The following is a 12,216-nucleotide window of genomic DNA, read 5'->3' on the forward strand; positions in this document are numbered from 1 at the left end:
GTAGACCTACAGTCAATAATCGCGCGGACCGGGGCGTATCCTCGGGGTGTCGATGGCACATCGCATCCGGTCGCCGCCAGACCGTTTCGCCATACGATTCTCGGCAAACCCGGCCGTTCGCGGCTGAGACAGGAGCGTCTTCCATGACGCCGCAGCCAACCCGCACCCGTCGCCCGGACCGGGCCGACCTCGATCGTCCGCGCCGGCACGGCGAACCCACGCCACGAGTGCTGATGAAACCCGTAGCGCCGAAATCCGGCTACGTCGACGGAGCATGGTGGCCCTACACCGACAATCTCGTCGCCGAACTGCCAGGGTTGCTCACTGTCCTGGCGGCGCGCCTGCGGCCGGTTATCCAGGTCGCCTACCACCTGGTCGAATGGACAACTCCGGCAGGCGAACTCGTCGTCGACGACCGCTCGGTGCGACTGGACTGGCATGGTCACGCCGCCGCGCACACCGTCGCGCTGCTCGGCCCGCTCAACCGCCGGCTCGTGCTGCTGGTGGTACCGCCCGACACCGATCCCGGCGACGCCTACACCGCGATGACCGCCGCTGCCTCCGCGAACAACTCCTCGACCGCCGACGATCTCCTGCAGATCGGCATCCGGCAACGCCGAGCACGCAAGCAGCGAGCCGCCGCGGTGCGCCGCTGGGCCGCGCGCACGACATCCCCCAACTGACCACCGGACACGCCACACCCGTACCCGCCCGCCACGAACCCGACTCCGGCTGCCGCGCGCCAGAAGGACCACCCCATGCCCACCCTGCAACCGATCGCCTACGGCCCCCGGCACACCGGCCCGCCGACGCCCCGCCTCACCATGCGCGAGCCGGGCAGCGCCCCGGGACCGGTCGACGGAGCCTGGTGGCCCCGCACCGGCAACCCGGCCACCGAACTCCGGCAACTCGTCACCGCCCTCGCCGCACGCCTGGGCCCCATGGCCCGAGTCGGATTCGACTGGATAGCCGCCGATCCCACCCTGCTCGACAGCCACGCCCCCACCGACGCGACCCGCGCCGGCATCATGTACCTGTACGGACGCGCCGGCACCCGCCTCGATGTCCTGGTCATCCCCGCGCACACCCGCCCGGCACTGGCCGCGCGGCAAATGCGCTGGGCCTCAGGCAAACCCTGGAGAACGGGGCGATCATGACCACCACCCACGAACGCCCGGCCACTCCCCTGCCGTTCGCCGACGACCCCGCCATCACGCGATTCCTCGCACTCGGGGACAGCACCGTCCGCTGCCTGCTCGACGCGCTGCTGCGCCTGAACGAACTACGCGCCGCCCTCGACGGCCCAGCGACCACCGACGCGGACACCCGAGCCGCGCACAGCGACCTCGCCGGACTCCTCAGCCGACTCGAAACACAGCTCCGCACAACCAATCTGGCAATGCTCGACATCACCAGCGACTGGCCGATGACGCTCCCCGACACCAAACCGAAGAGAGTCTCCCCCGTTGATCCGCACCCATAGAAAGCCGAAAGGGGCTTACCCGATCCAGCGAACGAACGCTGATTCGAATAAGCCCCTCATGGTGGTTCTAGCTGGGTTCGAACCAGCGACCCCTCGCGTGTGAGGCGAGTGCTCTCCCGCTGAGCTATAGAACCGTACGGGGTGTCCGTCCTGGCGTTTTCTGCCGCTCCGAACGAGAAAGAACATTACACATCGGATCGGCGTCGCACCAAATCGCGTGGACAGCGGCGTAAAAGCGGGGTTTGACGGGCGTATGTGCGGTGGCGGGCGTGTCTTCACCTGGGAGCCATCCGGCATTGGCCGGAGAGGGGTGGGATGGGCAGGAGTGGCGCGTGGCGGGCAGGTCGGCACGCAGCGGAACTACACCCCTGTAGTTCACATTTACCCCCATCTACCTGGCGATTTGGTTTGCGCGTCGATAGTCGGCTAATGTTCTCTCTCGTCACCGGGACAGCGAAAACGCCCCGGCCGACGAAATGCGGATGTAGCGCAGCTGGTAGCGCATCACCTTGCCAAGGTGAGGGTCGCGGGTTCGAATCCCGTCATCCGCTCGAGAGGCCAACACGGCCTGCTTGGCGGTGTGGCCGAGTGGTGAGGCAACGGCCTGCAAAGCCGTGCACACGGGTTCGATTCCCGTCGCCGCCTCTTCTCTTTGAAGAGACAAAGTTAGACTCGCGCGATTAGCTCAGCGGGAGAGCGCTTCCCTGACACGGAAGAGGTCACTGGTTCAATCCCAGTATCGCGCACCATAGAAAGACCAGATCAGGCCCGGTTTTCGCCGGGCCTTTCTGCTGTCGTGAACTCAATGTGAACTGACGTCGGTGAACTCAACCTGAACTGAGGTGCACATGCCAGGTACGCCACCTCGCTGACGTTCAGGCCCACGCCGCACTCAGACCCGGATCAGTGACCGATCCGGGTCGTACAGTGCCCGATGCCACTTCACTACAGAGCATTCCGCGACCCCGATTGGCGTGAGCGCAGCGAGGTGATGCTCCACCACCGCTTTACGTACCGCAGGATCGTCGGTGACGCTATAGCCTTCTCCGCAATGAGCGCATCCCCCACTCAGCGGGGCATGACCGTGCTCAGCCTCGCCGGACCGCGTTCTGATCGTGACTACCAACTCTGCGGCGACCCGAGACTCGTCGAGAAGGTGCTTCGCCAGTCTCCATGCACTTTCAGTGGTTACCAAGACCACGAAGTGAAAGGCGTCGGAACCGCTGGCGGTCGGACTGATACCGGCAACGAAGGCCGACTCCTCACCGCACGAAGTACACGATCGGCGAACACCGAAGGCACGCAGCCAGATCCGACCAACGACGTTCCCCGGCGGCTTGTCTATTCGAACAGGCGGAGGTGGCTGCTCGGTGTGATAGTGAAAGCCCGTTCTCCGGGCCATGTCTTCACACCGCCCGCATGTCACCGTCCATCCACCAGGTCCGCCACCGAGCAGACCCCGCCCGTCGGTAACCATCGCGAAGCACATGACGCACCTCTTGCCCCAGCGCGCCCGCCCCGTCCCCGACATAGAACCAACTCCCCCTAGGTAGAAGGACTCCAGTACCTCCAGCATCCAACAAGAGGCCGACAATCTAGCCGAAAGAAGCGGCGGCACGGCCGGCGGCTCAGGCCGTTCCGCGGCCGCTGGCGTGTAAAACCAGTTCCACGATGAACCTACCGATCTCTCTGTCATCTGCCTGTTCCGAACGAAGGATCACTACAGGTCAGTAGCATTCGGCGGGTTGCTCTCGGGACGCAACAAGGCACGCCGCGACTCCCCTGGACACATGCCTGCCCTACATTTGCCCCACGACAGCGAATCCGGTGCCCCACATCTCCATGAGTAGGCGGCCTGATGAGTGGACCACGACAACACTCCTTCTACCGTCTCGCTGTAGCATGCGAGTCTAACTACTGGCGCGGCAAATGATCATCCACTGATCTAATAAATACCCTACAAGCATTGATACAGAGGCTCAGAGATTCCGCTGTTACAATAATTCGCCCATCTGAGATCTTCACCTTAGATTGCAGAATCTTCGCGTCCTTTCCACTGGAGAGTTGTTTCTTAGTAATCACGCCAAGGCCATGCGCAATTGAATTTCGGACTTCTATCGCACGATCAAAATCAGCCCACCCTGAACACTTATTCAGAGCGAATCCATGATGATTCTCAAAGCATTTCTTTCTATCATTCCAGCTTGATGATGCTTTCTCCTGAACCTCTGCCGTCAGGTTTCGAAAGAACGTTTCGAGAGTTTCAACACGTTTGTCAAACAGAGTTTCGGAAACTGTATCAACGTAAGCCTCGGCAATACTGACGATACGCAGGTATTGCCCCTGCGATCGCACCTGCCTTGCGTCAAACCTCGCCCACTTAGCCGCAGACGTTCCACACCACCGCCCCCCTCTGACAACTGGAAGCGATGCAAAGTCTGCGACCGTCAGATTTAAGAGACTAAGGGCTTCTTCGGTAATATCCCACGGGACTCTGCGCAATAATGTCATCGGACCAGAATGGCTTTCGTGATTTCGTTCGTTTCCCGCAATGCAGCTACCGCCTTCTCTTCTTGCTGCGTAGCGCCAGATGAGAGGTGGTCACTAACGCTTGCCAAATAAATAGCCTTCACAGCACCAGGGGAGCTTGCCGCTTCCTCCACGGCCTCATAAACCGCTACTCGCGACGCAGCCGCAAGTGCACGGAAAGCAAAAGCCCTTAGTGGCTCCTTTCCGGAGTAGAAGCACTGTTGAATCCATTCTGACCGCGCCTCATTATTGGTTGACGTTGCACTAGAGAAAAGTTCGAGAGAGCGGTAACATTCGATCAGCCATACTTTTTGCCAGGTGTTCAGCGACACTGATTCAACAATCAAGTCAATAACTTCTCCTGCTCGTTCGGCATTTCCACTCGCGCCAACTGCGATGAGATACTTTGCCAGATCCGGAGTTAAAGATGGAACAAATCCCATAAGAAGAGGCGCAGACTCGAGCGCTGCCGTATTTCCTTCGTTTGCCAAAGCGCTCAAAGCACGTCGTATTCGACGCACCCCGTCACGATCTATCTCTCGAAGATCTATACCCCGCGCTTGTCCGGAAATATTGGCCGACCTAATTACAGCGGCGGCAGAGTCCGAATCCTCACTGAAGTCATCCTGATAGTCGCCAGCAATAGCCTCGACGTCGTCCATCGAGATAGTTCCGCCCTCAGGTAGGCTATCTATGCCGTATGTATTCAGTACATATGTTGAGAAATGAAACGTGAAGGTCTTCAATTCGTTGATCGCCAAACCCACGGATCTAGCAGCGCTATCTAACGCCTCAATCGCAGCAATTGATTCAGAGAAGCTTCGGCACGCTATTCTAAAGTCGTCATTGAATCGCCAAACTGCAAATCCTTGCCGAAGAAGATTGCGCTCAACCTGGTCAACGTACACTTCAGACAGCCGATCGGATGCGTCGTACAACTGCGGAAGCCCCGACGGTCGACCCGTAACCTCAGAAAGTAGATCAACCAAATGCGACACGATATCGTAGTTGGCACCCTGCGCGATTAGTTCGTCAGCAAGTACCGCATGATCGATATATTGATAGAATGAAGTCAAGTCCGAGGATACTACATACTTAATCTCCGAGTTTATAATCGAAAATAGAATCTGATCAAACTCCGAAAGCTGCCTATCTTTTTCAATCTGTCGAGCATACACAACTGGCGCTTCAACAAATTCAATATACTTCGAGACACTACGATCCAAACTGGGGAGGCCGTGAACAGCAGCCTCAACGAGAGCATCGTATAGCACCTGCTCTTCAATTCCCCAAAAGGCTACTGGCCGAACTCCATGGCCTGGCTTTCGGGCGGTTAGTTCACGTTCCGTTGATACTTCAATCCCCCTGCGGAAACGGTTCTCAAGATAGGATACGACACGCTTGATAGTCGCATTGTTCTTTACAAGTTGATCCCAGCCGGGCTGGGAAGGAACGAGGTTGCGTTCTGTCTGCGAAACGCGAACAAGCGCATCCGCCAACTTCAGCTGCCTAAGAACATCGTTTGTGATTGGACGCACACCCGGAATCTACCTGTTCAACTGAGTTCTGCAAAACCCTGCGGGCTCATCCGTTCGTGGTCACGGCAGAGGCAAGTCCAGCTGCGGAGACTCATGTGCCTCATTGTGCGCCAACACCGATAATCAGGACAAAGATCCCATAGCAGATTGCAGCTCGAATCCTGCTGAAGACACACACCGACCTGCATGTAGTGTTCTGCATACCCTCCAGATACGTACCAGTCCGGTAGACGCCGTCAACGCCATGCGAAGCGTTTGTAGCATCGCGGCAACCTTCGAGCACCTGTCAATCTCTTGGGCATCTATAACCCCTCGAAGGACATCTGGCACAGCCCGCAGATGATCGGACCGGCTGAAAAGGTGCTTTCCGAAACACGGATCTTGCGGCCACAGTCGCATTCTGCCGTCATGCCGTTGTTGTTGGACTTGCGGCCGCCGCGGCGGTTGGGTTCGTGCCGGCGGTAGGCGACCAGGGCGAACGCCAGTTCCTCCATCTCGTCCCGGTAGGTTTGGCGAGTCTGGTCCGGCACGGTGGTGACCGACCATCCGAGTTTGGGGTCTTGGGTGAGGGTGAGTCCGAGTTCGGTTCCGAGGGCGCGGAATCGTTCATTGTGCCAGCGGCCTTGGCGGCTGGTGTCCTTGATCCCGCGCACCGCGGCGACACCGTGGGCGGCCTCGTGCAGCAGGGTGCCGAGCACGTCGGCGGCACCGCGTTGCAGCCCTTCGCCGCCGATGAACAGTTCGTGGAGTTCATATTCCCCGCGGACCCATCGGTTGGCGGCGAAGTGCCCGAGGGTGAGTTCACTACCTCCGGTCGACCCCGCGCCGACGGTCAGCACAACGTCGGGAACGTCGAGATGGTGGGATCGGATTGCGGCCCAGGTGTTTTCCAGGGCGGCGACGAGTAGTCCGGTGATGGTGTCGGAGTCGGTCATGATCTCCGGTTCCTTCCGTGAGACCTTGACACGTACGTGTCAACCTGCGCCCCAGGGGTTTTGACACGTACGTGTCAATGAAGGTGAGGTCCCAGAAAGAGCGTGGAATCCCTGGGCGCGCGCCGCGCTCTGTCCGGGGCAGGCCCTGCGCCTGCCCTCACCGCCTGGCCGCCGCGCCGCAGAGGCTCCCGGACAAGCACGAATTTCCGAACACGCTGAATCGTCCCGGTGTGTCCGGAGACTTATTGGTGTGACAGCTCAGCGAGTTGCTGGGCTGGTTGTTGAGCGTAGTAGGCGGCTTCCAGTTCGGCAGGTGGCATGTCACCGCAATTGCGGTAGAGGCGACGGTGATTGAACCAGTCGACCCATTCGGCGGTGGCCAACTCGACGTGATCGACCGTGCGCCACGGGCCTCGAGGTTTGATCAGTTCGGTCTTGTAGAGACCGTTGATCGTCTCGGCGAGTGCGTTGTCATAAGAGGAGCCGACCGCCCCTACAGAGGGTTGGATCCCGGCCTCGGCGAGGCGTTCGGTGAACGCGATCGAGGTATATTGAGATCCCCTATCATTGTGGTGGACAACATCTTTCACATCCCATCCATCGCGGTTCCGAGTCCAGATGGCATGCTCGATCGCGTCGAGCACCAACCCGGTCGTCATCGACGTGGAGGTGCGCCAGCCGATGATCCGACGGGCGTAGGCGTCCACGACGAACGCGACATATACCCATCCCGACCACGTCGAGACGTAGGTGAAATCGGCTACCCACAACCGATTCGGTGCCGCAGGAGAGAACTTGCGTCGCACCAGATCCGCCGACCGCGGCGCGGCCGGGTCCGCGATCGTGGTCCGTTTGACCTTGCCGCGCACCGCACCTCGTAATCCGAGACCACGCATCAGCCGTTCCACCCGGCAACGGGCGACGCCGATGCCCTCGCGGTTGAGCTGCAGCCACACTTTCCGGGCCCCGTAGACCCGGTAGTTCTCGTTGTGCACGCGCGTGATCTGCACATTCAATTCCTGGTCACGCTGTTCGCGCTGGGTCGGGGTCCGGTTGCGATGTTCGTAGTAGGTCGATGGGGCGATCTTGACGCCGAGCTCGGTGAGCGCGGCGCAGATCGACTCGACACCCCATCGCAGGCCGCCGTGTTCGCGACGGCCTTGATGTTCGCTGATGAACCTGACGGTCAGCGTTGGGGCCGGTCCAGTTCGGCCGCGAAGAAAACCGACGCGGCTTTCAGAATTCCGTTGGCGCGCTTGAGTTCTGCGTTCTCACGCCGCAACCGCTTCAACTCCGCGGACTCATCGGTGCTCACCCCGGGACGGGTTCCACCGTCGATCTGGCCCTGACGCACCCACTTGCGGACCGTTTCCGGGGTCCCCACGCCGAGCAGATCGGCGACCGCTTTCATCGCGGCCCACTCCGACTCGTGTTGATCCTGGATCTCCACGAACATCCGGATCGCTCGCTCACGCAGCTCGACCGGGTACTTCTTCCTCGACGACACGACTTCCATCCTTCACAGATGACGAAGTCCCTGGACTCACCGGGGCGATTCACGCTGCCGCACACCCACTCCGGGCCGACACTCGGAAAATCGTGCTTGTCTCGCGGAGGGGCGGCACGGCTATCCTGCGGCGCGCGCCCAGGGAATCCCCACCCACGCAACCACGCACTCACCCCGGCACCCGCCACCCGTCACACCGGACTCAGCCACCTACACGCAACCCGGACCACCGGACGCCACCACCGCGCCAGCGCACCGGACCCCACCATCTACCCGACCGCCACGAACGCACTCCCCGTCACCCGACGTGACCACTCACCCCACCGCAACGTTCATTACCCAATGTAACCACTTCCCCCTAACCAACTTCTCCACCTACTTCCGCCCCGCCTCCCTTCCCTCCTTACTGCTCCTCCCGAACAGATCACCAAATACACACACTCACTACTGAAAAATCTTCCATTGATGTGTGTATTTGGTGATCTGTTCGGGGGGAGCCCATCACCGCAGCTCAGGAGGCGGGGCGGCGTGCGACACGCGTGCACAATGAGGTCATCGACCTGCCCAGCAGAACACACCCGAATCCGCGAAGTTCCACGCAGAACACAGGTCTCGCACTCGACGGTGCCACGTTTGACCCGCCCGGAACACGGGTTCTACCTCTGGTTCATTACGACACGCCGGGCCGAAAATGCCTGCGGTTCAACGGCCATCCCCGGTAGATGGTCGACTTCGGAACGCCTGTCGCGTCCGGTCGGGGTGGGGGCGCGTGATTGTGTCAGCGCCGCCCCTCACGCCAAGCACGAATTTCCCCCCACCGGTCCGGCACTCCCCCGACTGTCCGGCATCGGGAAATTCGTCCTCGGCGCGAGCCTCTCGGGCGGCGCTGCGCGGACAGCGATACCGGGCAGGACGAGCCTGCCCGCGGAGTCCACGCACCCCCACCCCAACCTCGCGCAAACCGCTGGCGTCAACCGCATCCGCAGCCCGGCTACGGCTTTCAGCCCGGACCATCCCGATCGTGAGCCAGGCCGCCGAACACACGCCGTTGGCCCCGAAGCGCTCGGGCCGATCACCGGAGCGATCAACCTGCGGATTGACCGTCGCGCCGGAACATGAGCGAACTGGGGAATAGATCGCGCAGATGTGGCCAGTACCCCAAACCGCGGTGCCGACCGATGAATGAACACACGCACGACGATTCCACCACATCGGGTCCAATAATATGAAGAATGCAATTCTACGGCAGCATATTAAATGACCCTAGAGATTTTATAGCACTGGTGATCGTAAATAACTTTTCGACGATGCCGATCAGATCGCCGAACCTATCGGTATATCGTGAGATCGGGCAATATGCCCCACTCAGGACCATTGAAATAGGGAAATCCATGATCATCAACTTCATACGTCGCACCATCGTTCCAATCGGAACGTCTCTGATCGCAATTGCGGCGGCAACAACCATTGCCGCGCCAGCTAACGCCAGCGAACGACGTGAAATCGTCTGCAATGGCAATGCGTTGATGCCGAAATCCATCGACACCGTTCATATCCAATACGGCTTCACCGTCGACTGCACCGGTAGGCCGGAAATATTGGCCGCCAACACCACGCTGAAGAAACTACAGGATGGAAAAGTCACCAACCATTCCTCGCGGCCAAACGAGGTCATCACCCTGGACGCCAGCAATCGGGCCGAGGTATGGTACACCGCGTCCTGTTCGTTGACAAGCCAGCAACTCGGATTCTTCTACACCGAGGTCACTCTCGGTGCCATCGGCGGAGGCGGCGCGGACATACGCGAGATAACCCCGAGCAACTCTATGCCGTTGTATTGCTGATCGGCGACGATTGCGCTAGACAGGCAATGCCCCGGCAGATCTCGGCGTAGTCCTTCCGATGGGACTGCGGTTTGCGATGCTATCCCCATGGATGGAAGTGGCCGTGAGATGCATCCGGCCGTCGCAGCCGCGCTCTCCGTCATGCCGGAGAACGACGGGAGAGCCCGGCTGGTTGGTTCTGTCATCCGGGAGGAAGACGGTGCGGTCGCGGTGGTCGTACACACCGCCCGGTGGCGCTACGTCGTGGTCGTTCTGCGGGACGGTGACCGATGGATCACACCGACTCTGATCATCGGCGAAGGGATTCCGACCCAGCCCCGACTAGCAACCAACTTTCCCACCATGCCGTTGGCGAAACAGTCGGCAGATATCCGTAACAGCCTCCACAACGATTTCGTGTGGCACGCGGTCGTCGGGACCGCGGCATTGGATGCGGACTCGGTGCGCGTAGTGACGACACTCGAATCTCGCAAACCCGAAATCGGTGACGACGGTCTGGTACTGGCGTTGGTCCGTGCGCAGCACGGTGAACGACCGCTCGTCACCGTCACGACCCGGGACGGACGCGAAGAGAGTAACTACCAGGAGGATTAGGCCGACAGCGACACACCCCTCCTTCACCGTCTACGAGACTATGACCGACCGTGCCAGGTTCACCGAACCGGTTGCCGCGCAAGCGGTCCTGAGTAGGCTCCCGATCAGCGTGATCATCTGCTCAAGGGGATGAAGCCATGACCATGACGCGCACCCTCACCACCCTCGCCGTCCTGCCGGTCCTGGCCGCGGCCGGACAAGGCATCGCGGTCGCCGCACCGGGACAACCCGGCCTGGCGGTCCCCGGCGACGGACAACCCGGACTCAGCCAAGAACCGGCACCGCCCGCGGCACCGAGCCTGGCCGACTACATCCCGGACCCACCGACACCACCGGCCCGGCCACGACCGAACCAGCAGAACTCCCCGAACACCGACACCCTCGTACAGCCACCGCAGACCACCGAGCCCGAGCCCGGCGAAGAACCACAGCCGGTGCCGGAAGCCGCGCCGGCCGATCCGAACACGCTGCGCGCAGGCAACACCACGGTGGCGGTCCCGGACTGGATCGATACGAAGACCCGCGACAAGGCACAGGCGTATCTGAACTATGCGGAATGGCAAATCGCCGCGGGCTATGACGCGCTGGGATTCCCCCGCGAGGAATCGGATCGCCGGGCGGCCTCTACTCTCGCCGGTGGCATCGTGGGCGCACTCACCGGCGTGGAACTGGTAGGGATACCGGCCGTGGCCATCGGCTGTCTCGGCGGGTCCGTGGTCGGCGGGCTCGCCGGTGCGGCCATCGGCGCCACGGCGGCCGGAGTCGAAATGCCCTTCGGCGCCGCCCTCGGGATACCCCTGGGCTGCCTGGCAGGAGGCGCGGTGGGCATGGTGCCGGGCATCGCCCTGGGCGGCATGGCCGGAACCCTCATCGGCGGGGCCGTCGCCGGAGCGCTCGGGAGCGGGGTGGATGTGACGCAGCCCGATACACCCCCGCCGTTGCTGGAAGTCTCCACCGCGCACGAGCTCACGCCTGCGGACTCGAATCCGGTCGGGCAGCCGATTGCCGACGCGCTAGCCGTGGTCGGAGCGCAGGTGGACACGGCCGTGACCTCCTTGCGCGAGGCGCTGGCGACGATGCCGCCGCTGATCCCGAGAGTTCCCTCTTGACCGGCCTTGCTACGGCGTGCTGCGGGAGTATCCGAATCTCGGCATGCCACCGCACCCAGTGAGACAATCGGGTGAAACCCTTTGGGGGACAAGGCCATGCACCAGGCTGACGACGTGCCCGACGCAGCGGACAGCAGTAACACCGATCCGTCCGCGGAGCACCTGTGGCCGCGTCCTGCCCATCCGGTCCTGCGAAAAATGAATCCACGGCGCATCTTTCGGCGGTACCGGACGCGCCAGGCGGTTCGTCTGGTGTACTACGGGCCACCGGTCGGCGAGGGATCGGCGGACGCCTTTCGTTCGATCACATTCTGGCACCGTGATTACCAGGGCGGACCGGTCGGCAAGCTCAATTTCCTGATCTGCCACGAATGTCGGCGGGGATTCATCGGTGATCTCAACGTGCAGACGAGCCTGCAAGGCCACGGCATCGCTACGCGCGCGCTGGCCGAGCTCCGTAAGCAGGTGCCGGGCTACACATGGCGGACCAGCTTGCACTTGCTCAGCGGGAAGAGTTTCTGGACGCTGCTGGCCGAGCGCACCGGCGAGGACTACGGCGACGTCGACCGGACCTGTGAGCACATGGATCTTTTCTGGGGCGGTCGCGGCCCCAAGCAATAAGGACCGGGTGCGTACTCCCCGACAGACGGCCTGCTGGTATGAAAAGGGCGGAGCCC

Annotated in this window: 11 protein-coding genes and 4 tRNA genes; 10 read left to right on the forward strand and 5 right to left on the reverse strand. The window is 61.4% G+C overall.

Features of this window, described 5'->3' with window-relative positions:
* Window positions 1–143 precede the first annotated feature (143 nt).
* The 3 genes from H0264_RS28790 (at window position 144) to H0264_RS28800 (ending at window position 1,483) form a co-directional block, all read left to right on the forward strand.
* On the forward strand, window positions 144–683 hold the full coding sequence (locus tag H0264_RS28790) for a DUF5994 family protein (RefSeq protein WP_181580456.1): 540 nt from the start codon (window positions 144–146) through the stop codon (window positions 681–683).
* Between the two features lie 75 nt (window positions 684–758).
* Window positions 759–1,157, forward strand: a complete 399-nt coding sequence (locus H0264_RS28795; RefSeq protein ID WP_181580457.1) for a DUF5994 family protein — start codon at window positions 759–761, stop codon at window positions 1,155–1,157.
* Window positions 1,154–1,483 (forward strand): hypothetical protein, encoded by a 330-nt coding sequence (locus tag H0264_RS28800; RefSeq protein ID WP_181580458.1) that lies wholly within the window; start codon window positions 1,154–1,156, stop codon window positions 1,481–1,483. Before H0264_RS28795 ends, H0264_RS28800 begins: the two co-directional genes overlap by 4 nt.
* A gap of 59 nt (window positions 1,484–1,542) precedes the next feature.
* Here the strand turns inward: H0264_RS28800 and H0264_RS28805 are convergent.
* Window positions 1,543–1,617: transfer RNA gene (locus H0264_RS28805), tRNA-Val, on the reverse strand.
* 344 nt (window positions 1,618–1,961) lie between these two features.
* On the opposite strand from H0264_RS28805, the gene H0264_RS28810 reads away from it, so the two are divergent.
* The 3 genes from H0264_RS28810 to H0264_RS28820 all read left to right on the forward strand — a co-directional run bounded on the left by H0264_RS28810 (window position 1,962) and on the right by H0264_RS28820 (window position 2,232).
* A tRNA-Gly gene (locus H0264_RS28810) sits at window positions 1,962–2,034 on the forward strand.
* 23 nt (window positions 2,035–2,057) lie between these two features.
* Window positions 2,058–2,128: transfer RNA gene (locus H0264_RS28815), tRNA-Cys, on the forward strand.
* 29 nt (window positions 2,129–2,157) lie between these two features.
* A tRNA-Val gene (locus tag H0264_RS28820) sits at window positions 2,158–2,232 on the forward strand.
* Between the two features lie 1,165 nt (window positions 2,233–3,397).
* Here H0264_RS28820 and H0264_RS28825 read toward each other — a convergent pair.
* The 4 genes from H0264_RS28825 to H0264_RS28840 all read right to left on the reverse strand — a co-directional run bounded on the left by H0264_RS28825 (window position 3,398) and on the right by H0264_RS28840 (window position 7,992).
* A complete protein-coding gene (locus tag H0264_RS28825; RefSeq protein ID WP_181580459.1) occupies window positions 3,398–3,994 on the reverse strand; it encodes a hypothetical protein in 597 nt (198 codons plus the stop codon).
* Window positions 3,991–5,550 carry a reverse transcriptase domain-containing protein gene (locus H0264_RS28830; protein WP_181580460.1) on the reverse strand — a complete coding sequence of 520 codons (1,560 nt, stop codon included), beginning with the start codon at window positions 5,548–5,550 and terminating at the stop codon, window positions 3,991–3,993. Before H0264_RS28830 ends, H0264_RS28825 begins: the two co-directional genes overlap by 4 nt.
* A 302-nt stretch (window positions 5,551–5,852) precedes the next feature.
* Complete coding sequence (locus tag H0264_RS28835; protein WP_181580461.1) at window positions 5,853–6,485, reverse strand: hypothetical protein; 633 nt, start codon at window positions 6,483–6,485, stop codon at window positions 5,853–5,855.
* A gap of 242 nt (window positions 6,486–6,727) precedes the next feature.
* Window positions 6,728–7,992, reverse strand: a protein-coding gene (locus H0264_RS28840) for an IS3 family transposase (protein ID WP_420831994.1) whose coding sequence is annotated in 2 segments (ribosomal slippage) — window positions 6,728–7,710 and window positions 7,710–7,992 — 1,266 coding nt in all. Because the reading frame shifts where the segments join, the coding sequence is not laid out codon by codon here.
* A gap of 1,391 nt (window positions 7,993–9,383) precedes the next feature.
* Here H0264_RS28840 and H0264_RS28845 point away from each other — a divergent pair.
* The 4 genes from H0264_RS28845 to H0264_RS28860 all read left to right on the forward strand — a co-directional run bounded on the left by H0264_RS28845 (window position 9,384) and on the right by H0264_RS28860 (window position 12,160).
* Complete coding sequence (locus H0264_RS28845; RefSeq protein ID WP_181580463.1) at window positions 9,384–9,836, forward strand: hypothetical protein; 453 nt, start codon at window positions 9,384–9,386, stop codon at window positions 9,834–9,836.
* A gap of 87 nt (window positions 9,837–9,923) precedes the next feature.
* On the forward strand, window positions 9,924–10,430 hold the full coding sequence (locus tag H0264_RS28850; protein ID WP_181580464.1) for a hypothetical protein: 507 nt from the start codon (window positions 9,924–9,926) through the stop codon (window positions 10,428–10,430).
* Between the two features lie 137 nt (window positions 10,431–10,567).
* Window positions 10,568–11,539 (forward strand): hypothetical protein, encoded by a 972-nt coding sequence (locus H0264_RS28855; protein WP_181580465.1) that lies wholly within the window; start codon window positions 10,568–10,570, stop codon window positions 11,537–11,539.
* A 96-nt stretch (window positions 11,540–11,635) separates the two neighbouring features.
* Window positions 11,636–12,160 carry a GNAT family N-acetyltransferase gene (locus tag H0264_RS28860; RefSeq protein WP_220139858.1) on the forward strand — a complete coding sequence of 175 codons (525 nt, stop codon included), beginning with the start codon at window positions 11,636–11,638 and terminating at the stop codon, window positions 12,158–12,160.
* The last annotated feature ends 56 nt before the right edge of the window (window positions 12,161–12,216 follow it).

The organism is Nocardia huaxiensis (assembly GCF_013744875.1).
GTDB classification, from domain to species: Bacteria; Actinomycetota; Actinomycetes; order Mycobacteriales; family Mycobacteriaceae; genus Nocardia; species Nocardia huaxiensis.